This is a genomic window from Paramagnetospirillum caucaseum, assembly GCF_000342045.1.
GTDB classification, from domain to species: domain Bacteria; phylum Pseudomonadota; class Alphaproteobacteria; order Rhodospirillales; family Magnetospirillaceae; genus Phaeospirillum; species Phaeospirillum caucaseum.
Genome location: NZ_AONQ01000006.1, coordinates 84,177 through 104,771, shown reverse-complemented (window position 1 = coordinate 104,771; position 20,595 = coordinate 84,177). Strand labels below are relative to the sequence as shown.

Below are 20,595 nucleotides of genomic sequence, written 5' to 3'. Positions count from 1 at the left end.
TCTCTTCAAGGTGTTGCCGGAACTGTCCAACGCGCTGGGAGCCTGAGCTATGTCCACCTACATTCCACCGCTCCGCGACATCCGCTTCACCATGGAAGAGGTGGTGGGCCTGGACTCCATCACCGCCCTGCCCGGCTTCGAGGACGCCACCGCCGACACCGCCGATTCCATCCTGACCGAGGCCGGCCACATCGCCGAAGGCGTGCTGTCGCCCCTGAACCGGGTGGGCGACCAGGACGGCGCCCGGCAGGAGAACGACGTGGTGCGCACCGCGCCGGGTTGGAAGGAGGCCTGGGCCACCATCGTCGAGGGCGGCTGGAACGGCCTGCCCTTCCCGTCCGATTTCGGCGGCATGGGCCTGCCCAATCTGTTCAACACCGCCGTGCACGAGATGTGGCAGGCGGCCAACATGGCCTTCACCCTGAACCCCATGCTGACCCAGGGCGCCGTCAACGCCCTGTCGCTTTACGGCTCGGACGAGCAGAAGGCGTTCTATCTGCCCAGGATGGTGACCGGGGAATGGACCGGCACCATGAACCTGACCGAGCCCCAGGCCGGCTCTGACCTCGCCGCCATCCGCACCAGGGCGGTTCCCGACGGCGACCGATACCGCCTGTCCGGCCAGAAGATCTTCATCACTTACGGCGACCACGACCTCGCCGACAACATCGTCCATCTGGTCCTGGCCCGCCTGCCCGACGCGCCGGCCGGGGTCAAGGGCATCTCGCTGTTCGTGGTGCCCAAGATCCTGCCCGACGGCAAGCCCAACGACGTCAAGTGCGTGTCGCTGGAGCACAAGCTGGGCATCCACGGCAGCCCCACGGCGGTGATGAGCTTCGGCGACCACGAAGGCGCCCTGGGGGAACTGGTGGGCCAGCCCCATCGCGGCCTGGAATACATGTTCGTCATGATGAACCACGCCCGCCTGGCGGTCGGCCTGCAGGGCCTCGCCATCGCCGAGCGCGCCTACCAGCAGGCCCGCTCCTACGCCCGCGACCGCGTCCAGGGCAAGCCGGCCGGCTGGACCGGTTCCGGCCCGGCCGGCATCGTCCACCACCCGGACGTGCGCCGCCTGCTGATGACCATGAAGAGCGGCATCGAGGCCATGCGCGGCATCCACTACACCGCCGCCGCCGTCTCGGACATCGCCCATCGCCATCCCGATCCCAACGCCCGCTACGAGGCCAGCCAGCGGGTCGAATTCCTCACCCCCATCGCCAAGGGCTGGTGCACCGAGTTGGGCCAACACATCGCCTCGCTGGGCGTCCAGGTCCACGGCGGCATGGGCTATATCGAGGAAACCGGCGCCGCCCAGCATCTGCGCGACGCCCGCATCACCACCATCTACGAGGGCACCACCGCCATCCAGGCCAACGACCTGATCGGCCGCAAGATCCTGCGCGACAAGGGCGCCTTCGCCCATACCATGCTGGCCGAAATCGCCGGGCTGGCCGCCGAGCTGTCGGCCGGCGGGCTTGCCTCGCTCCAGGCTACGGGGCAGCGCCTCGCCGAAGGCGCCGCCGCCGCCGCCCGCGTGGTGGACTGGCTGGTCGGCGTGGCGGGCGAGAACCCTCGCCTGGCGGCGGCGGCGGCGGTTCCCACCCTGGACCTGATGGGCATCGTGGCCGGCGGCCATCAGGTGGCCCTGGCCGCCAGAATCGCCAAGATGGCCATGGATTCCGGCCGCGACCATGACGGCTTCTACGCCGCCAAGCTGGCCACCGCCCATTTCTACGCCGAGCATTTCCTGCCCCAGGCAAGCGCCCTGGAGCGGACGGTGATCAGCGGTTCCGCCACCGTCATGGCGGTGGACGAAGCCATTCTCTAACAGGCTCCGCCTTCACGAACCTGACTTCAAGGCCGGACGGCGACGTCCGGCCTCTCTTTTTGCCCAACCTATGGACCTTATTTCCGGTCACGATATCAATCTAAAATAAGCACAGGAAAAATACTGATAAATTCCGGTTGCGACCAGCACTATTGCCCGGCAATACTTCAAATCTCGACAAGGCACCGCCGCGCGCTACAAACAGCTTACAGAATTGCATATAATGCCACTAAAAGTTATTATAGCCGACGATTCGATCATTACGGTCAAGAAGCTGCTTGTCCTGATGGAGGGGCTGGGGCATCAGGTGATCGCCACCGCATCGACCGGCCGACAGGCCATCGAGGCCTATCGCCAGCATCGTCCCGACCTGATGACCATGGATATTTCCATGCCCGACATGGACGGCATGGAGGCCACCGCCGCCATCGTCGCCGAGTTCCCCGAAGCCCGCATCATGATGGTCACCTCCCACGGCCAGGAGCGGATGGTGATCGATTCCCTGGACGCCGGCGCCAAGGGCTATGTGCTAAAGCCAGTGCGCATCGAGAAACTCTCCGATATGATCGCCAAGGTAATGGAACGCGCCCTTTGAGGGCGCGAAGGCGAGAAGGCCGATGACGACAGCATTTCCCGGCGGCAATCCAAGCGACCCCGGCTATTGGGAAGTCATCTTCGACGTCATCCCCTTCCCGGTCTATGTGGCCGACAGCACGACCTTCGACATTATCTGCGCCAACCGCGCCATGCTGCAGCGGGTCAGCGTCAGGCCCGGCGACAAGTGCTACGCCGCCATCTACCAGCAGCCCGCTCCCTGCACCTTCTGCAAGATGCCGGAACTGGAGAGCGGCGCGGCATGCGGCGCCAATTACCTGGAATTCGAGCATTTCAACGACCTGGACGACCGCTGGTACCAGCTGCGCGAGACCATGGTGGCCTGGTTCGACGGCCGCCGCGCCAAATACTCCATCGCCGTGGACATCAGCGCCTTGAAAGAGGTGCAGAACGCCCTGGCCGAGGCCCATGCCGAACTGGCGCTGAAGAACCGCCGCCTCAACGGCGCCCTGGCCTCCGAGCAGGAAGTCACCCTCAACCAGCGTAACTTCCTGGCCATGGTGTCGCACGAATTCCGCATGCCGCTGTCCATCATCGGCGGTGCCGCCCAATTGCTGGAGATCTACACCAACGGCAAGCAGGAGGCGGGCGAGGAGGTGGCCAAGATCGACCGCGCCGTCCACCGCATGTCCGACCTGATCGATGTCTGCCTGGCCGACGACCGCCTGACCTCGGCGGTGGCGGCGCTGCAGGTGCGGCGGACGGAACTCGCCCCGCTGGTCGAGGATATCTGCCGCGAGAAGGCCGAACTGGGCGGAGCCGAGCGCCTGCGCCTGACCATCGGCGCCAGCGCCGCGGCCATGGCCGATCCGGCCATGCTGCGGGTCGCCATCTCCAACCTGCTCGACAACGCCCTGAAATACTCCCCCGCCGGCAGCGGCCCGGTGCTGGTCTCCCTCGACGGCGGCCCGGCCGAGGCCCGCATCGCCGTCGCCGATCATGGCCCGGGCATTCCCGCCGACGAGGTGGAGCGGGTGTTCGAGAAGTTCTACCGCTCGCCCTCGGCCACCGGCACCAAGGGGGCCGGCCTCGGCCTCTACATCGTCAAGCAGATCGTCGAGAGCCACGGCGGCCGCGTCCAGGTCCGCCCCGGCTCATCCATCGGATCGGAATTCATCATCACCCTGCCCGTCGATCCCGAACCGGCGGATTGATCCGGTCATGCGGAGAAGCGATCGCCCCGGTTGAAATTTCGTGGCATGATCGCCGCCGACGACACTGTCCGCTCTGGCCCCACTCAAGGATCGACAAGGAATGACCTTCAACAAAACCATCATTCCCCGCGTCATGGCCTCCATTCTGGGGCAGACCAGGGAAGTGCTGGCCGCCGAGGCGGTGATCGCCGTGGATGGCGCCGAGACCTTCGACTGCGACGTCACCAAGCTTCATCTTCACGACATGACGGTAATCGCCGGACTGGGCGGCCCCATCAGCCTGCTGATCGCCTTCAGCTTCGAGGCCTCGCTGGTCGAGGCCCTGTTCATCCGGGTCACCGCCGACATCGAGGTGCCGGACGGCGAGGAAGACCTGTACCGGCGGGAAACCGCAGGGGAAATCGTCAATACCATCCTGGGGCTCTGTACCTCCGACTTCCAGAACATCGAGGAGAGTATCGCCCTCTCGCCGCCGGTGATCATCGAGGATGCGCGTTGCATTCACCGGCCAAAGAACGCAGTATTCGCCAACATGCGGATACGTACCGAAAGAGGTATCGTCAGTGTAAGCTTCGTCGGTCCGCGCGAGCTGTTCGACGACCACCTGAACTACCAATCCTAGGGCAAACCTGATGTCAGCGCTTAAAGTCCTCATCGTCGATGATTCACTTATTGCGGTTAAGAAGCTGACCCTGATGCTGGAGGGAATGGGGCACCAGGTGGTGGGCACGGCGGGAACCGGCGCCAAGGCGGTGGACGCCTACCGCACCAGCAATCCCGACCTGGTCACCATGGACATCACCATGCCCGACATGAACGGCGTCGAGGCCACCGCCCGGATCATCGGCGAGTTCCCCGCCGCCCGCATCATCATGGTCACCTCGCACGGCCAGGAGCGGATGGTCATCGATTCGCTGGATGCCGGGGCCAAGGGCTACGTGCTGAAGCCGGTGCGCGTGGAAAAGCTGTCCGACATGATCGACAAGGTCATGGCCCGCACAACCTGAACCCGGGATACCCAACGGCATGACGTCCCCGTTTCCAGGCCTGAATCCCGGCGATCCCGGCTACTGGGAAGTGATCTTCGACGTCATTCCGTTTCCGGTCTACGTGGCCGATTCCGCCACCCACGACATCATCTGCACCAACCGCGCCATGCGCCAGAAGGTCGGCGTGGTGCAGGGGCGCAAGTGCTTCGAGGCCATCTACCAGCAGACCCAGCCCTGCCGCTTCTGCAAGATGCCGGAAATGATCGCCCAGGGGGTCGAGTCCTCGCTGGAATTCGAGCATTTCAACGACCGCGACGACCGCTGGTACCAACTGCGCGAGACCATGCTGACCTGGTTCGACGGGCGGCGCGCCAAGTATTCCATCGCGGTGGACATCAGCGCGCTGAAAGACTTCCAGAACGCCCTGGCCGAGGCCCATGCCGAACTGGCGCTCAAGCACCGCGACCTGGAGAAGGCGGTCACCCAGGCCCGCAACGCCGAGCGCGCCAAGTCGGAATTCCTGGCGGTGATGAGCCACGAGATCCGTACCCCCATGAACAGCATCCTCGGCATGGTCCACCTGCTGATGGACCGTCCCCTGGCCGCCGAGGACCGCGAGAAGCTGGCGGTGGTGCATGATTCCGGCGCCGCCCTGCTGGGCATCATCAACGATATCCTCGACTTCTCGCGCCTGGAAGCCGACGGGGTGCAGTTCGAGAACGCCCCCTTCCACCTGGGCAACACCGTCGAGGGCGTGGTGTCGCTGCTGCGCGGCCGGGCGGCGGAAAAGGGGCTGACCCTGGCGCTCGACGCCCCCGCCCCCCTGCCCGGCTGGGTCGGCGGCGACGGGGCCCGCCTGCGCCAGGTGCTGATCAACCTGATCGGCAACGCGGTGAAGTTCACCGCCCAGGGCGGCATCGTGCTCCGCCTGTCCCGCGCCGCCCTGGGCGATACCTACGAGTTCTCGGTGATCGATACCGGCATCGGCCTCGATTCCGCCCAGGCCGAAAGGCTGTTCCAGCCCTTCCATCAGGCCGACGCCTCCATCAGCCGGCGCTTCGGCGGCTCGGGCCTGGGACTCGCCATCTGCAAGAAGCTGGTGGCCGCCCAGGGCGGCCAGATCGGCGTGGACAGCACCAAGGGCCTGGGCAGCCGCTTCTGGTTCCGCCTGGACTATCCGCCGGCCGCCTCCCCCGCCGCCGAGGCACCGCGCGCCGATCTCCCCGCCATCCCCACCCTGTCGATCCTGCTGGCCGAGGACAACGTCTTCAACCAAAAGGTCGCCGCCGGCCTGCTCGACCGCGAGGGCCACCGGGTCAGCGTGGCCGGCAACGGCCTGGAAGCGCTGGACAGGCTGCGGCAGGAAAGCTTCGACCTGATCCTCATGGACATGCAGATGCCCGAGATGGATGGCCCCGAGACGGCCAGGCGCATCCGCGCCATGCCCGGCCCGGTGGCCCGCATCCCCATCATCGCGCTGACCGCCAACGCCATGGCCGACGACATCGCCCGCTGCCGGGCGGCGGGCATGGACGGGCACGTGGCCAAGCCCATCGATCCCCTGCTGCTGCGCTCGACCATCGCCGAGGTACTGATCCGCCAGGCCCCGCCGGCCGCCGGCGGCCAGGGCGGCGGCTACTCCCTGACCCGCATGGCCGAGCAACTGGGCGGCGACAACGCCGCCATCCTGGCCCGCACCTTCATCGACAGCGGCGAGGATATCTGCGTCCGCCTGGAGGCGGCCGGTGGCGACCTCAGGATCGTCGGGGCGGCCGTCCACGAATTGAAGGGACTGGCCGCCTATTCCGGCACGCCGTGGCTGGAGAACCTGGCAATCGCCATCGGCGAGGCCATGCAGGACGGCGACCCGGAGCGGGTGGAGCAGCTGATCCAGCGGCTGCGCCGCGACTGGGACGAGACCAAATCGGAGCTTGCCCGGCAATTCCGTCTGTAATCGTCACCGTCCGAGTCTTCGCGGGCCGACCGTCCGCCCGCTATACTGATCCCCCTTTCCAATGCCCGAGACGACCCCTGCCATGAGCCATTGCCTGGTGATCGACGATTCCAAGCTGATCCGCACCGTCCACAGCCGCATGCTGGCGCAGTTGGGCCTGCGGGTGAGCGAGGCGGAAAACGGCGAGGACGCCTTGGCCATCTGCGCCGCCGGGATGCCCGATCTGGTGCTGGTGGACTGGAACATGCCGGTGATGGACGGCTTCACCTTCCTCAAGGCGCTGCGCGCCATGCCGGGCGGCAGGTCGCCCAAGGTGGTGCTGTGCACCATCGAGAGCGACCTCGAGCACATCAACAACGCCCTGGCCGAAGGGGCCGACGAATACATCATGAAGCCCTTCGACGTGGAGATCCTGGCGGCCAAGCTGACGGCGGCCGGCATCGGAATCCTGCCCCGCCCGCACCGCGCCGATCCCCTGGCCGACGGGAGATGACGGAAAGCGTCCTGATCCTGGGCGGCACCGCCGAAGCGGCCGAACTGGCCCGCATCCTGGCCGGCGACCATGGCTTGCGGGTCATCTCCTCCCTGGCGGGGCGGACCGCCATGCCCCGCCGGCCCCCCGGCGAAAGCCGCGTCGGCGGATTCGGCGGCGAAGGCGGCCTGATGGATTATCTGCGCGCCGAGGCCATCCGCCTGGTGGTCGACGCCACCCATCCCTTCGCCAGCCGCATGGGCTGGAACGCGGCGCGGGCCTGCGCCGCCCTCGGCCTGCCGCTCCTGCGCCTCGACCGCCCCGCCTGGGTTGCCGGGCCGCAAGATCGCTGGACGGAGGTGGAGAACTGGGACGAGGCGGCGGCCCATCTGCGCCGCACATCGCGGCGGGCCTTCCTGGCGGCGGGACGCCAGGAGCTGGCCGCCTTCGTCGGGCTGGACGGCCTGTGGTTCCTGTTGCGCTTCGCCGAGGAAACGCCCCCGGTCCCCGCTCCCGCCCGCTTCATCCTGATCGCCGATCGCGGCCCCTTCGTCCTGGCCGGGGAGCGTGCTTTGCTGCAAGAGCACGCCATCGACACAATCGTCTGCCGCAACAGCGGCGGAACCGCCGCCCGCGCCAAGCTGGACGCGGCGGCGGAGTTGGGCCTGCCGGTCCTGATGCACTGCCGTCCGTCCCGCCCCGAGGGGCCGTGCGCTGGGTCGGCGCAAGAGGCCGCCGCCTGGGTCAGAGCGACACTCTCAGCCTGAACCGCCGCTGTCGCCGATCACCCTGCCCTGCCGGTCCACCACCAGCACGTCCAGGCTGACCGCGGCATTGTCGAGCACCGCCCGCGCCGCCGCCAGGGCCTGGCGGGCGACGGCCTCGCCCAGGGGCAGCGGACCGGCCATTTCCAGCACTTCCAGCGCGGTATTGGCCCCGGCGGCGGCGGCGACAAGCCCGGCATCGGCCCCCACTCGTCCCAGTTGGGCGGCCAGCCAGGCCATATCCACCTGCGAGCGGCTGGAGTGCAGGTCCATCTCGCCCGCCGCCAGCTTGCACATCTTGGCGAAGCCGCCGGCGATGGTGACGCGGGGTACCGGATGGCGGCGCAGGTATTTCAGCATGCCGCCGGCGAAATCGCCCATGTCGATGATCGCCTCCTCGCCCAGGCCACGGACCCGGCGCACCGCCTTTTCCGAGGTGGAGCCGACGCAACCGGCCACATGGGCCAGCCCGCAGGCCCGGGCCACGTCGATGCCGCGCTGGATGGAGTGTATCCAGGCCGAGCAGGAATAGGGCACCACCACCCCGGTGGTTCCCAGGATGGAAATGCCGCCCAGGATGCCGAGGCGGGGATTCCAGGTGCGGATGGCCAGATCCTCGCCGCCCGGCACCGAGATCTCCACCTCCAGGTCGCAAGGCGCGCCATGGCGGGCGGCGATGGCGGCCACCGCCTCGCCGATCAGCCGGCGGGGGACCGGATTGATGGCCGGCTCGCCGATGCCCAGGGGCAGGCCCGGCCTGGTGACGGTGCCCACTCCCGGTCCCGCCCGAAACACCAGCCCCGCCCCGGCGGCGGCATGGCGCAGGGTGGCGATGATGGTCGCCCCATGGGTGACGTCGGGATCATCGCCGGCATCCTTGACCACCCCGGCCCTGGCCCAGCCGGGGCCGCTCTCCCTCAAGGCGAGGGAAAAGACCGGCTGCCGGCCGCCGGGCAGGGTGATGGCGACCGCGTCGGGAAAGCCCTCGCCGAACAGGGCGGCGCAGGCGGCCTTGGCCGCCGCCGTGGCGCAGGCCCCGGTGGTCCAGCCCGACCGCAATGCTTGTCCCTTGTCGTCCTCGGCCATGACCGTCCGCCGCCAATCGTCCCTGGCACGTCTTATACCAGATTGCGCCGGTCGGAAGAGATCAGAGGTTGCCGTCCATGCCCGGCTTGCGCACCACGCCGAACCAGTAATCCTGAATGCCGTGGATGGCGGTGTACAGCTGTTCGATATCCACCGGCTTGGTCACGAAGCCCGAGGCCCCCAGGTCATAGGCCTGCAGCACGTCGCGCTCCACGTCCGAGGTAGTCAGCACCACCACCGGAATACGCGCCAGGTGACCGGTGGATTGCATGGCGGCCAGCACCTCGCGCCCGGTCATGCGCGGCATGTTGAGGTCGAGCAGCACCAGATCGGGGGTGGCGGCGGCGGCATAGGCCGGCCCCTCCTTGCGCATGAAGGCCATGGCCTCGACCCCGTCGCAGGCCACGTGGGTACGACAGGTGAACCGCCCCTCGACGATGGCCGAACGGATCAGCTCCACATCCCCCGGCTCGTCGTCGACGATCAGAACTTCGAAGGGTGCCACCTGACTTTGCTGCATCTGCCGGCCCCACACGTCGACGATACTCCCGCACAAATACCAAAAACGCCGCCCTCTCCCAATGCGACGCCAGGAAACCAGCCTAGCCCCGGCGCCGCCAAAACGCAACCATGCCTTGAACAGGCCCAGGACGGCACAAACATAATATGCGTGTGAAATGCAGGTTCGCGGCGGTGGGATCAGGCCGGCACGCCCGCCCCTTCCGAAAGGGGCAGGGCCACCCGGAAGACCGAGCCTTCGCCCGGCGTGGATTCCAGCCAGATCCGCCCGCCATGGTGTTCGGCGATCTTGCGGCACGACGCCAGTCCGATGCCGGTTCCCGGATACTCGTCCTGACCCACCAGCCGCTGGAAGATCTGGAACAGCCGGACCTGCCCCGACGTGTCGATACCGATGCCGTTATCGCGGACGGAGATGATCCATTCGTCCGGAGCGGCGCTCCACGTCACCTCCACGCGAGGCGGGCGGCCCGCCGCCTGGAACTTCACCGCGTTGGAAATCAGGTTCTGGAACAGCCGTTCCAGTTCGACCGCGTTGCCCATGACCGCCGGCAACCCCTCGGCCACACGGACGGTGGCACCGTGCTCCTGGAGCAGCGCCCCCAGATTGGCCAGGGACAGCCGCACCACCTCGTCCAGATCGACCGGCTCGGGGACGGCGCCGCTGCGCCCGATACGGGAATATTCCAGCAGATCGGTGATCATGTGGTCCATGCGTTTGGCGCCGTCCACCGCGAAGCCGATGAATTCCTGGCAATCGTCATCGAGGAGGTCGCCCAGGCGGCGCTGCAGCAGGGTGATGTAGGAGCTGACCATGCGCAGCGGCTGGCGCAGATCGTGGGAGGCCACATAGGCGAAGTGTTCCAACTCGGCGTTGGAGCGCTTCAGCTCCTTTTCCACCGACAGACGGGCGGCGATGTCCTGGGCGATGCCGAGAAAGCCGCTGAGTTCCCCGCCGTCGTCGTATAGCGCGGTGACGGTCAGCAACACGCGGAAACGCCCGCCGTCCTTCCTGACATAGGTCCATTCGCCGCTGTCGGGCTTGCCGGTGGCCAGGATCTTGGCGACGAAGCACTCGAACCCGGCCTCGACCGGACGGCCCAGTTCCTCGCTCAACTGGGTGGCGCGCCGGGCCACCTCGCCGGGATCGTGGAAGATCCCGGGCGATGACCGGCCGATCATCTCGTCGGCGCCATAGCCCAGCCAGCGCTCGGCGGTGGGGTTGAACAGCAAGATGGTGCCGTCGGTGGCGGTGGCGATGATGGACGAGCCCGCCCCGTCGAGCACCGCCCGGCGGAAGGCCAGCAACGAGCGAACCTCGTGCTCGGCCTGCCGCCGCGCCGTCACGTCATGGACGATGGAATAGAGCAACTGGCGCCCGGTGACCCGCACCGGCCCGGACCACACCTCCACGTCGCGGATTTCGCCCGAGGCGACACGGTGGCGGAAATCGAAATGGTCGCGCTCCTCGGCCTTGGCCTTGCGCATCTCCTCGGCGATGGCCGCCTTGTCCAGGATATTGATCTCCGAGATGCGCATGGAAACCAGCTGGTCATGGGACCATCCGTAATAAGTCTCGGCGGCATGATTGGCGTCGATGATCCGCCCGTCGGCGGGATCGATCAGCAGTTCCACCGCCTTGCAGCCGCGGAACAGCGCATGGTAGAGGGCCTCGCGCTCGCGCAGCGCCGCCTCGGCGGCGGCGACCTTGGCCTGCAGCGCGTTGAAGGCGCCGATCATCCGCCCCACCTCGTCGGCCCGCGAGACCTCCAGGGCCTCGAGCGGAGCGCTGCCGTCGACCATGGCCTGGATGCGGCCGGTGGCGCGGTGCAGCGGCGACAGGGCGGCGCGCAGCACCAGCCACAGCAGCCCCAGCGACACCAGTCCCAGCCCCGCCAAGGCGGCGATCAGGCGGCTGTTGATGCCGGTGATGGGCTCGAAGGCCTCGGCGGTGGGCAGCCGCGCCACCAGCACCCAGCCGGTGGAGGCGATGCGCCGGGCCGAGGTCAGTTCCTCGATCCCCAGCGAACTGACCGTCACCCCCGACCCCTCGTAGCCGTCCACATAGCGGTCGAGCATGGCGTTGACCCCGCGCCCGGGAAGGGATTTGAAGGTGCGTTCCTTGTTGGTGGAGACGACGATGAGGCCGGATTTCGGCGATACCATGTAAAGGCCGCCGGTCTCGCCCACCTTCTGCTCCACCAGACGGCCGAGAAAATTGCTTTGGGCCAGGGTGGCGGTTCCCACCAGGGCGCCAAGGATTTTCCCGCCGCGGCGGATGGGTACCGCCATGGCCACCGCCGGCTGGTCGAGAGCCGGGTCGAAATAGGGCTCGCTGACCAGCGAGCGGCCGGTGGCGACGACCGAGTCAACCCCCTTCAGCCGGGCCACATCCTTCCCCCGCCGCCCCAGGGCGGGCGCCTCGGCCCGCACCGTGCCGTCATGGCCGAGAATGAGCAGTCCCCCGGCGAAGAAGCCCTTGATGCCGGCACGGTTCTCCAGAAAGGCCGTCAGCGCCCCCTCGTCGTCCCAGCCGGAACCGGGAATCAGGACGGCCACCCGCTCCATGGCTTCGATCTGCAGCTTGATCTTCTGGTCCAGTTCATCGGCCAATCCGCTCACGAAGGCGAATTGCTGCCGGGCGAGCAGATTTTCCATGTCGCGCTGCAGCGAGCCGGCAAGCACCAGCGCCACCACCGCACCGACCCCGAGGAAGGACAGAAGGAAAAGGACGAGAATCCTTATCCGCAACGACCTGAAATCCACATTACCTCCCGCCCCCCAAGCCCCGGCTGCCAGGGTAAGGCCAATCCCCGATGGTTCTCAAGAACTGTTCCATCCTGGAATCGAGCATACAGGCCTGAGGCACATGAAAAATTCGTCATACGCCATCATCCTGTCATATCGCCAATGAGAAATAGTATGTGGCGCAATTCAACTGGAGAGATCGCCATCTCCTCCGGCGAATCCGCCCGGCCTTCCTGCCGGTGAGGCCTTGCCGGAGTATTTCTCCGTCCCTACCCCTGCAGCTTCCTCAGCGCCGCCACCAGGGTTTCCTTGGTGAAGGGCTTGCCCACATAGCCGTCCACCCCCTTGGCGCGGGCCAGACGGACGTCGTCCAGGTCGGTCCGGGCGGTCAGCATGATGAACTGGACCTGGGGATACCTGGCCTTGGCGGCCTCCAGCAGGGCCAGGCCGTCCACCTCGGGCATCGTCCAATCGCTGATGATGATGTCGGGCACATGGTCGGCGTGGTCCAGCTTGGCCAGGGCGTCGGCGCCGTCGGTGGCGGGAATCACCTTCCTGGCGCCCAGGCCGCGCAGCAGGCTGGCTTCCAGCATGCGGGCCGAGGTCATGTCCTCGACCACCATGAACACCTTGCCACCCATCCAGGCGGTGAAGCCGGTATCTTCGTGCGCGGTCATGCCCCATACCTCCCTACTGCCATATAATAACTTTAGTATGGCACCACGGCGGTTTCCAGCCCCCAGACGCAGAAAAGGGCCCCGGAGGGCCCTTTTCCTTTTCTTGCCCGTCAGGCCGTCCCCGAGGAGGACGAACCGCCCAGGGCCGCCTGGGCCGCCGCCAGCCGGGCGATGGGCACGCGATAGGGCGAGCAGGACACATAGTCCAGGCCGGCCCCCTGGCAGAAGTGGATGGAGGCCGGATCGCCGCCATGCTCGCCGCAGATGCCGAGCTTGAGACCGGCGCGGGTGGCGCGGCCGCGCTCGGCGGCGATCCTGATCAGTTCGCCGACGCCGGCCTGATCCAGGCTGGCGAAGGGGTCGTGCTCGTAGATGCCCTTGGCGCGGTAGACTTCCAGGAACGGGCCGGAATCGTCGCGGCTCATGCCGAAGGTGGTCTGGGTGAGGTCGTTGGTGCCGAACGAAAAGAATTCGCCGGTCTTGGCGATCTCGCCGGCCAGCAGGGCGGCGCGCGGCAGTTCGATCATGGTGCCGACCATGTACTTCACCGAGTATTTCTGCTCGGCGAACACCGCCTCGGCCTCCTTGTCGATGCAGGCCTTCATCAGGTCCAGCTCCTTCTTGGCGCCCACCAGGGGAATCATGATCTCGGGCACCACGGTACGCCCGGTCTCACGCGACACATGCACCGCCGCCTCGAAGATGGCGCGGGCCTGCATCTCGTAGATTTCCGGGTAGGTGATGCCCAGACGGCAGCCGCGATGGCCGAGCATGGGGTTGTTCTCGTGCAGGGCGGTGTTGCGGGCCTTGACCACGGCGGGCTCCACCCCGGCTTCCTTGGCCACCTCGGCGATCTCGGCCTCGGAATTGGGCAGGAACTCGTGCAGCGGCGGGTCGAGCAGGCGGATGGTCACCGGCAGGCCCTGCATGATCTCGAACAGCTCGATGAAGTCCTGGCGCTGGAAGGGCAGCAGCTTGGCCAGGGCGGCGCGGCGGCCCTTCTCGGTCTCGGCCAGGATCATCTCGCGCATGGCGATGATGCGCTTGGGATCGAAGAACATGTGCTCGGTGCGGCACAGGCCGATGCCCTCGGCCCCGAACTTGCGCGCCGTGGCGGCGTCCAGCGGCGTCTCGGCGTTGGCGCGGACCTTGAGGGTGCGGATGGTGTCCACCCACTCCATCAGGGTGCCGAAATCGCCGGTCAGTTCCGGCTGGATGGTGGCGACGGCGCCGATGAACACCTCGCCGGTGGAACCGTCCAGGGTGATGATGTCACCCTCCTTGACCACCTGCCCGGCCACCTTGATGGTCTTGGCGGCGTAATCGACCCTGATCTCGCCGGCCCCGGCGACGCAGGGCGTACCCATGCCGCGCGCCACCACGGCGGCGTGGCTGGTCATGCCGCCCCGCGTGGTCAGGATGCCTTCCGAGACATGCATGCCGCCGATGTCCTCAGGCGACGTCTCGATGCGGACCAGGATCACCTTTTCCTTGCGGTTGTTCACCCAATCCTCGGCCTCCTCGGCCGAGAACACCACCTTGCCCGAGGCGGCGCCGGGCGAGGCCGGCAGGCCGCGGCCCAGGATCTTGCGCGGCGCCTTGGGGTCCAGCGTCGGGTGCAGCAATTGGTCCAGCGAGGCGGGATCGATGCGCTTGATGGCGTCCTTGCGGGTGATCAGGCCTTCGCGCGCCATGTCCACGGCGATCTTCAGCGCCGCCTTGGTGGTGCGCTTGCCGGTGCGGGTCTGGAGCATCCACAGGCGGTTCTGCTGAACCGTGAACTCCATGTCCTGCATGTCCTTGTAGTGCGCCTCCAGCTTGTGGCGGATGGCGTTCAGCTCCTTGAACACCTCGGGCATGCACTCTTCCATGGCCGGCAGGTCGGACGACTGGGCGTTCTTGCCGGCCAGGGTCAGCTGCTGCGGGGTGCGGATGCCGGCCACCACGTCCTCGCCCTGGGCGTTGACCAGGAACTCGCCGTAGAACTCGTTCTCGCCGGTGGAGGGATTGCGGGTGAAGCACACGCCGGTGGAGCAGTCGCTGCCCATGTTGCCGAACACCATGGACTGCACGTTGACGGCGGTGCCCCACTCGGCGGGGATATCGTGCAGGCGGCGATAGGTGATGGCGCGCTGGTTCATCCACGAGCCGAACACGGCGCCGACGGCGCCCCACAGCTGCTCGTGCACGTCCTGGGGAAAGGGCTTGCCCAGCTGTTCGGCGACCTTGTCCTTGTACTTGGCGACCACCTTCTTCAGGTCGGCGGCGTCCAGGTCGGTATCCAGGCTGACGCCCTTGTCCTCCTTCACCTCATCGAGGATCTCCTCGAAATTGTGATGGTCGACGCCCAGCACCACGTTGGAATACATCTGGATGAAGCGGCGGTAGCTGTCATAGGCGAAGCGGGCGTCGTTCGACCGCTTGGCCAGGCCCTCCACCGACTTGTCGTTGAGGCCGAGGTTGAGGATGGTGTCCATCATGCCCGGCATGGAGGCCCGCGCCCCCGAGCGCACCGAGACTAGCAGCGGATCGGCGGTGGAGCCGAACTTCAGCCCGATGTCCTCCTCCACCTGGGAAAGGGCGGCCATCACCTCGTCCTTCAGGGTCTGGGGATAGGTCTCGCCGTTGGCGTAGTAATAGGTACAGACCTCGGTGCTGATGGTGAAGCCGGGAGGAACCGGGATGCCCAGGTTGCTCATCTCCGCCAGGTTGGCGCCCTTGCCGCCCAGCAGGTTCTTCATGTCGGCCCGACCTTCCGCCTTGCCGCCACCGAAGCTGTAGACCCATTTCGTCATGGCCGTTCTCGTCCCCGATCCGTAAAAAGGAAAACCCGCGCCACCGAGTGCGGCGCGGGCTTCATCATGCAACGTCCCAGAGGGATTGAAAATAGGCAGTCGCCCTATCTACCCCTCGACCTTGGAGAAGTCGACCACCCGGCCCATGGCCGCGCCGATCAGGGCCAGCAGTTTCAGGCGGTTGGCGCGCAAGCCCGCCTCGTCGGCGTTGACCGTCACCTTGTCGAAGAAGGAATCCACCGGCCGGCGCAGGCGGGCCAGCGCGGCCATGGCGGCGGCGAAGTCCTCGGCGACCAGGGCCTTCTCCACCGCCGGCCCCACATCGGCCAGGGCGGCGGCCAGGGCCTTCTCCTCGTCCTGGCGCAGCAGGGCCTCGTCGGCGGAACCGGCGAACACGGTGCCGTCCTTCTTCTCCTCGATGCGCACGATGTTGGCGGCACGGCGATGGGCGATCAGCAGGTTGGCGCCGTCGTCGGATTCCAGGAAGGCGCCCAGGGCCTCCACCCTCTTCAGCAGACGGACCAGATCGTCCTCGCCGCCCAGCGAGAAGATGGCGGTGATCAGATCGTGGCGCACCCCCTTCTCCTTCAGCGCCACCGCCAGACGGTCGGCGAAGAAGTTGAGCAGGTCGCTGGCCACCTCGCCCGGCGAATTGACCAGATTGGCCTTGTAATGGCCCGAGGCCAGGAAGATGGCCTGGGACAGGGGCAAGCGCAGGCCGTTCTCCACCACCAGGCGGATGATGCCGAGCGCGGCGCGGCGAAGCGCGAAGGGGTCCTTCGAGCCGGTCGGCTTCTCGTTGATGGCGAAGAAGCCTACCAGGGAATCGATCTTGTCGGCCAGGGCGACGGCCACCGAGACCGGGGCGGTGGGGCAGGTATCGCCCGGCCCCTGCGGCGCGTAATGGGCGGCGACGGCGTCGGCCACCTCCGGCGTCTCGCCGTCGTTCAGGGCATAGTAGCGGCCCATCAGGCCCTGCAGTTCGGGGAACTCGCCCACCAGTTCGGTGGAGAGATCGGCCTTGGCCAGACGCGCCGCCCGCACGGCCGCCGCAATGTCGGCGCCGATCATCCCGGCGATGTTGCCGGCCAGGGCGGCGATGCGGTCCACCTTGTCGGCGACGGTGCCGAGGCTGGCGTAGAAGGTGCGCTCCGCCAGCTTGGGCAGGCGCGAATCCAGCCGCTGCCTGCGGTCGGTGTCCCAGAAGAACTTGGCGTCGGACAGGCGGGCGCGCAGCACGCGCTGATTGCCGGCCACCACCGCCTTGCCGCCATCATTCGTCTCCATGTTGGAGATGACGATGAAGCGCGGCGCCAGCGAACCGTCGGCCTTCAACAGCGAGAAGTACTTCTGGTGCGAGCGCATGGAGGTGATCAGCACCTCGGCCGGCACGTCCATGAAGGTGTCGTCGATGGAGCCCACCAGCGGCACCGGCCATTCCACCAGCCCGGTGACTTCGGCCAGCAGACCGTCGTCGGCCTTCAGCGTCAGCCCCTCGGAAGCCGCCAGGGCCTCGGCGCCGGACAGGATGGCGTGGCGGCGCTCGACCGGGTCGAGCATCACCTTGGCATGACGCAGTTTGGCAAGATAGTCGGCGAAGTCCTTGACACGGAACGTTTCAGGCGCCAGGAACCGATGACCGGAGGTCAGGTCGCCGGCCGTGGCGGGGCCGAATTCCACCGGCACCACCACGCCGCCGAACAGGGCCAGGATCGACTGGATGGGGCGCACCCAGCGGATGGAATTGGCGCCCCAGCGCTGGCTCTTGGGCCAGGGGAAGGCGGCCATGGCGCCCTCCACCACGTCCTTGAGGACCTGGGGCGTCGGACGGCCCTTGCGGTTGATCACCGCGAAATAGAACACGCCCTTGCCGGTGTCGCGCTGCTCAAGCTGCTCGACGCTCATGCCGGAGGACTTGAGGAAGCCGTCCATGGCCTGGGCGGGCGAGCCGACGCGCGGGCCGCGCTTCTCTTCCGACACGTCGGGACCGGCCTGGGGCAGGCCCTCGATCACCAGCACCAGGCGGCGCGGCGTGACGTAGGAGCGTATCGCGTCGAAGGCGATGCCGTTCTTGCCCAGGCCGTCGGCGACCATGTTCCGCAGGTCGTCGGCGGCGCGGGCCTGCATGCGGGCGGGGATTTCCTCGGAGAAGATCTCAAGCAGGAACTCGGCCATGGATCAGGCCTCCTTGGGGGCGCGGGACGCCAGCCAGCCTTCGCAGCAGGCCTTGGCCAGGGCGCGGACGCGGCCGATATAGGCCTGGCGCTCGGTGACCGAGATCACGCCGCGCGCATCCAGCAGGTTGAAACGGTGGCTGGCCTTGATGCACTGGTCATAGGCGGGCAGCGCCAGATTGGCGGCCAGCAGGTTCTGGCATTCCTTTTCCGCGTCGAGGAAATGCTGGAGCAGCATATCGGTATTGGCATGCTCGAAATTGTGGGCGGAGTATTCCTTCTCCGCCTGCAGGAAGACGTCGCCATAGGTGACGCCGTCGCCGTTGAAGTCCAGGTCATAGACGTTCTCGACGCCCTGGATGTACATGGCGAGGCGCTCGAGCCCGTAGGTCAGCTCCACCGCCACCGGATCGCACTCGATGCCGCCCACCTGCTGGAAATAGGTGAACTGGGTCACCTCCATGCCGTCGCACCACACCTCCCAGCCCAGGCCCCAGGCGCCGAGCGTCGGGCTCTCCCAATCGTCCTCGACGAAGCGGATGTCGTGGGCCAGGGGATCGACCCCCAAGCGCCGCAGGCTTTCCAGGTACAGTTCCTGGGAATTGGGCGGCGAGGGCTTTAGCAGCACCTGATACTGGTAGTAATGCTGCAGGCGGTTGGGATTTTCGCCGTAGCGGCCGTCCTTGGGCCGGCGCGACGGCTGGACATAGGCGCACTTCCAGTGGTCGGGACCCAGCGCGCGCAGCGTGGTGGCCGGATGGAAGGTCCCGGCGCCCACCTCCATGTCGTAGGGCTGGAGGATGACGCAGCCCTGCTCGGCCCAGAAGGCCTGCAGGGTGAGGATCAGGCTTTGGAAGCTCGGCTTCTTGGTCCCGATAATGCCCATGGAAAACCGCCGTTCAATCAGGTTGCCGCGAAATTGCCGCAACCCTAGCCATGCCGCCTGACTCGGTCAAGACCGAGGGCGGCGTTTCCCGTGAGCGGAAGGCAATCGGCGGTGAAAACCCTGCGTTTGCGCCGGGGCCGCCCGGTGGTCGACCATGGCCGCGTTCAACGACGGAGGACCCCGCCATGTCCAACTGCATCCTGTGCGAGGTGAAAGGCAACATCGCCACCATCACCCTCAACCGCCCGGAAAAGCTCAATGCCATCAGCTACGAACTGGTCGACACCCTGATGGCGGTCCTCGACACGCTGGAAGCCGACGAGATGGTCGCCGCCGTGATCCTGACCGGGGCGGGCGAGCGCGCCTTCTCGGCCGGAGCCGACATCCACGAGTTCGCGCGCGGGGTGGCGGCGGGCGGCGACAGGGCCATGCGCGATTTCGTGCGGCGCGGCCAGGCCATGACCGCCCGGCTGGAGGCCTTCGGCAAGCCGGTCATCGCGGCGGTCAACGGCATCGCCTATGGCGGCGGCTGCGAGATCACCGAGGCGGTGCATCTGGCCGTGGCCAGCGAGCGGGCGGTGTTCGCCAAGCCGGAGATCAACCTGGGCATGCCGCCCACCTTCGGCGGCACCCAGCGCCTGCCCCGGCTGGCTGGGCGCAAGCGCGCCCTGGAACTGCTGCTGACCGGCGATGCGTTCAAGCCGCAGCGGGCGCTGGAGATGGGGCTGGTCAACGCCGTGGTGCCTCACCACACCCTCATGGAGGCGGCGCGCCACATGGCCGGACGCATCATCCGCCACTCGCCCCTGGCGGCCCGCGCGGTGATCAACGCGGTGACGCGCGGCATCAACCTGTCCATCGCCGAGGGGTTGGCCGTGGAAGGCGAGCAATTCGCCCGCATGGCCCATACCCACGATCTGCGCGAAGGTCTCGACGCCTGGATCGGCCACCGGGCGCCGGTCTACAGGGGGGCGTGAACCGCCAGTTCCTCGCGCAGCCAGTTGCGGAAAGCGACCACCTCGGGCCGCGCCAGGGAATCGCGGCCCGCCACCAGCCAATAGCCGGTGCGGCAGCGGCGCGGCGGTCCCAGCACGGGGACCAGCCGCCCGCTGTCCAGGTCCGGGGCGGCCAGGGGCAGGCGGCCCAGGGCGATGCCCACCCCCTGGGCCGCCGCTTCCCAGGCCATGTGCAGGGTGTCGAGCTTAAGGCCGCGCTCCAAATCCAGCCCCTCCACCCCAGCCAGATCGGCCCAGGCGGCCCAGTCCTCGGAGATGTTGGTCACCTGCAACAGCGTCCGGCCCTTGAGATCGGCGGGCGTGCGGATCTCGGCGGCCAAGGCGGGGGCGCAGACCGGCACCAGATCTTCCATGGTCAGGCACAGGCTGTAGAGGTCCTGCCAGCCCCCCTGCCCCATGCGGATGGCCACGTCGATACCGTCGCGGGGGAACTCCACCTGACGCCGCGCCGTGTCCAGGGTCACCTCGATATCGGGGTGTCTCTGGTTGAAGCGGGGCAGGCCCGGAATCAGCCAGCGCAGCCCGAAACTGGGGGCGACGCTGACCGACAGCCTTCCGCTGGGCCGCCGCCCGGGCACCGCCTCGGTGGCGCCGGCCAGTTGCTGCAACACGTCGCGGATACGCGGCAGATAGGCCCGCCCGGCGGCGGTCAGGCTGAGCGAGCGGTGGCCGCGGGCAAACAGCGACACCCCCAGCCAATCCTCCAGCGAGGCGATGCCGTGGCTGACGGCGCTGGGGGTGAGATTTAATTCCTCGGCAGCCAGCTTGAAACTGAGATGGCGGCCCGCCGCCTCGAACAGGCGCAGCGCGTTGAGCGGAGGAAGTCGGTAGGCCATGGCATTCAACCCGGACGGTGGCTTGTTCCCCAGTGTCCGGAGCCCGGGACCACTTTGCAAACGATTTGCCGCCACTTTCGGG

17 protein-coding genes are annotated in these 20,595 nt (G+C 67.4%); 9 read left to right on the top strand and 8 right to left on the bottom strand.

Going from position 1 to position 20,595, the window contains the following annotated elements:
- Window positions 1-49: 49 nt before the first annotated feature.
- From H261_RS04055 to H261_RS04020, 8 genes are all read left to right on the top strand, one after another.
- Window positions 50-1,828 (top strand): acyl-CoA dehydrogenase, encoded by a 1,779-nt coding sequence (locus tag H261_RS04055; protein WP_008614603.1) that lies wholly within the window; start codon window positions 50-52, stop codon window positions 1,826-1,828.
- A 223-nt stretch (window positions 1,829-2,051) separates the two neighbouring features.
- On the top strand, window positions 2,052-2,423 hold the full coding sequence (locus tag H261_RS04050) for a response regulator (RefSeq protein WP_040475677.1): 372 nt from the start codon (window positions 2,052-2,054) through the stop codon (window positions 2,421-2,423).
- 22 nt (window positions 2,424-2,445) lie between these two features.
- The gene (locus H261_RS04045; RefSeq protein ID WP_008614579.1) at window positions 2,446-3,597 is read left to right on the top strand and encodes a sensor histidine kinase; all 1,152 of its coding nucleotides are present in this window, start codon (window positions 2,446-2,448) and stop codon (window positions 3,595-3,597) included.
- Window positions 3,598-3,697: 100 nt separating this feature from the next.
- Window positions 3,698-4,219 carry a chemotaxis protein CheX gene (locus H261_RS04040; RefSeq protein ID WP_008614578.1) on the top strand — a complete coding sequence of 174 codons (522 nt, stop codon included), beginning with the start codon at window positions 3,698-3,700 and terminating at the stop codon, window positions 4,217-4,219.
- 10 nt (window positions 4,220-4,229) lie between these two features.
- A complete protein-coding gene (locus H261_RS04035; protein WP_040475676.1) occupies window positions 4,230-4,604 on the top strand; it encodes a response regulator in 375 nt (124 codons plus the stop codon).
- Window positions 4,605-4,623: 19 nt separating this feature from the next.
- The gene (locus tag H261_RS04030) at window positions 4,624-6,540 is read left to right on the top strand and encodes an ATP-binding protein (RefSeq protein WP_008614576.1); all 1,917 of its coding nucleotides are present in this window, start codon (window positions 4,624-4,626) and stop codon (window positions 6,538-6,540) included.
- 82 nt (window positions 6,541-6,622) lie between these two features.
- Complete coding sequence (locus H261_RS04025; RefSeq protein ID WP_008614575.1) at window positions 6,623-7,033, top strand: response regulator; 411 nt, start codon at window positions 6,623-6,625, stop codon at window positions 7,031-7,033.
- On the top strand, window positions 7,030-7,779 hold the full coding sequence (locus tag H261_RS04020) for a cobalt-precorrin-6A reductase (RefSeq protein WP_008614574.1): 750 nt from the start codon (window positions 7,030-7,032) through the stop codon (window positions 7,777-7,779). The genes H261_RS04025 and H261_RS04020 overlap by 4 nt, the downstream gene beginning before the upstream one ends.
- Here H261_RS04020 and H261_RS04015 read toward each other — a convergent pair.
- The 7 genes from H261_RS04015 to H261_RS03985 all read right to left on the bottom strand — a co-directional run bounded on the left by H261_RS04015 (window position 7,771) and on the right by H261_RS03985 (window position 18,661).
- Entirely contained in the window at window positions 7,771-8,862 is a 1,092-nt protein-coding gene (locus H261_RS04015) for a cobalt-precorrin-5B (C(1))-methyltransferase (protein WP_008614573.1), read from the bottom strand. The genes H261_RS04020 and H261_RS04015 overlap by 9 nt on opposite strands.
- A gap of 61 nt (window positions 8,863-8,923) precedes the next feature.
- Complete coding sequence (locus tag H261_RS04010) at window positions 8,924-9,382, bottom strand: response regulator (protein WP_008614572.1); 459 nt, start codon at window positions 9,380-9,382, stop codon at window positions 8,924-8,926.
- 179 nt (window positions 9,383-9,561) lie between these two features.
- Window positions 9,562-12,147: a sensor histidine kinase gene (locus H261_RS04005; protein WP_152426692.1), complete on the bottom strand. Its 2,586-nt coding sequence runs from the start codon at window positions 12,145-12,147 to the stop codon at window positions 9,562-9,564.
- A gap of 251 nt (window positions 12,148-12,398) precedes the next feature.
- Window positions 12,399-12,806: a response regulator gene (locus H261_RS04000; protein WP_008614570.1), complete on the bottom strand. Its 408-nt coding sequence runs from the start codon at window positions 12,804-12,806 to the stop codon at window positions 12,399-12,401.
- Window positions 12,807-12,916: 110 nt separating this feature from the next.
- Window positions 12,917-15,601 (bottom strand): pyruvate, phosphate dikinase, encoded by a 2,685-nt coding sequence (gene ppdK / locus H261_RS03995; RefSeq protein WP_008614569.1) that lies wholly within the window; start codon window positions 15,599-15,601, stop codon window positions 12,917-12,919.
- Window positions 15,602-15,709: 108 nt separating this feature from the next.
- Window positions 15,710-17,776 carry a glycine--tRNA ligase subunit beta gene (gene glyS, locus H261_RS03990; RefSeq protein ID WP_008614568.1) on the bottom strand — a complete coding sequence of 689 codons (2,067 nt, stop codon included), beginning with the start codon at window positions 17,774-17,776 and terminating at the stop codon, window positions 15,710-15,712.
- 3 nt (window positions 17,777-17,779) lie between these two features.
- Window positions 17,780-18,661, bottom strand: a complete 882-nt coding sequence (locus H261_RS03985) for a glycine--tRNA ligase subunit alpha (protein ID WP_008614567.1) — start codon at window positions 18,659-18,661, stop codon at window positions 17,780-17,782.
- A 185-nt stretch (window positions 18,662-18,846) separates the two neighbouring features.
- Between H261_RS03985 and H261_RS03980 the strand changes: the two genes are divergently transcribed.
- Window positions 18,847-19,638: a crotonase/enoyl-CoA hydratase family protein gene (locus H261_RS03980; RefSeq protein ID WP_008614565.1), complete on the top strand. Its 792-nt coding sequence runs from the start codon at window positions 18,847-18,849 to the stop codon at window positions 19,636-19,638.
- Here H261_RS03980 and gcvA read toward each other — a convergent pair.
- Window positions 19,623-20,513 carry a transcriptional regulator GcvA gene (gene gcvA / locus H261_RS03975; protein ID WP_040475675.1) on the bottom strand — a complete coding sequence of 297 codons (891 nt, stop codon included), beginning with the start codon at window positions 20,511-20,513 and terminating at the stop codon, window positions 19,623-19,625. The genes H261_RS03980 and gcvA overlap by 16 nt on opposite strands.
- Window positions 20,514-20,595 lie beyond the last annotated feature (82 nt).

Bases quoted from the DNA above. Each gene is read 5' to 3' on its own strand.
- H261_RS04055 (WP_008614603.1), top strand. From the start codon at position 50: ATGTCCACCTACATTCCACCGCTCCGCGACATCCGCTTCACCATGGAA.
- H261_RS04050 (WP_040475677.1), top strand. From the start codon at position 2,052: ATGCCACTAAAAGTTATTATAGCCGACGATTCGATCATTACGGTCAAG.
- H261_RS04045 (WP_008614579.1), top strand. From the start codon at position 2,446: ATGACGACAGCATTTCCCGGCGGCAATCCAAGCGACCCCGGCTATTGG.
- H261_RS04040 (WP_008614578.1), top strand. From the start codon at position 3,698: ATGACCTTCAACAAAACCATCATTCCCCGCGTCATGGCCTCCATTCTG.
- H261_RS04035 (WP_040475676.1), top strand. From the start codon at position 4,230: ATGTCAGCGCTTAAAGTCCTCATCGTCGATGATTCACTTATTGCGGTT.
- H261_RS04030 (WP_008614576.1), top strand. From the start codon at position 4,624: ATGACGTCCCCGTTTCCAGGCCTGAATCCCGGCGATCCCGGCTACTGG.
- H261_RS04025 (WP_008614575.1), top strand. From the start codon at position 6,623: ATGAGCCATTGCCTGGTGATCGACGATTCCAAGCTGATCCGCACCGTC.
- H261_RS04020 (WP_008614574.1), top strand. From the start codon at position 7,030: ATGACGGAAAGCGTCCTGATCCTGGGCGGCACCGCCGAAGCGGCCGAA.
- H261_RS04015 (WP_008614573.1), bottom strand. From the start codon at position 8,862: ATGGCCGAGGACGACAAGGGACAAGCATTGCGGTCGGGCTGGACCACC.
- H261_RS04010 (WP_008614572.1), bottom strand. From the start codon at position 9,382: ATGCAGCAAAGTCAGGTGGCACCCTTCGAAGTTCTGATCGTCGACGAC.
- H261_RS04000 (WP_008614570.1), bottom strand. From the start codon at position 12,806: ATGACCGCGCACGAAGATACCGGCTTCACCGCCTGGATGGGTGGCAAG.
- ppdK (WP_008614569.1), bottom strand. From the start codon at position 15,601: ATGACGAAATGGGTCTACAGCTTCGGTGGCGGCAAGGCGGAAGGTCGG.
- glyS (WP_008614568.1), bottom strand. From the start codon at position 17,776: ATGGCCGAGTTCCTGCTTGAGATCTTCTCCGAGGAAATCCCCGCCCGC.
- H261_RS03985 (WP_008614567.1), bottom strand. From the start codon at position 18,661: ATGGGCATTATCGGGACCAAGAAGCCGAGCTTCCAAAGCCTGATCCTC.
- H261_RS03980 (WP_008614565.1), top strand. From the start codon at position 18,847: ATGTCCAACTGCATCCTGTGCGAGGTGAAAGGCAACATCGCCACCATC.
- gcvA (WP_040475675.1), bottom strand. From the start codon at position 20,513: ATGGCCTACCGACTTCCTCCGCTCAACGCGCTGCGCCTGTTCGAGGCG.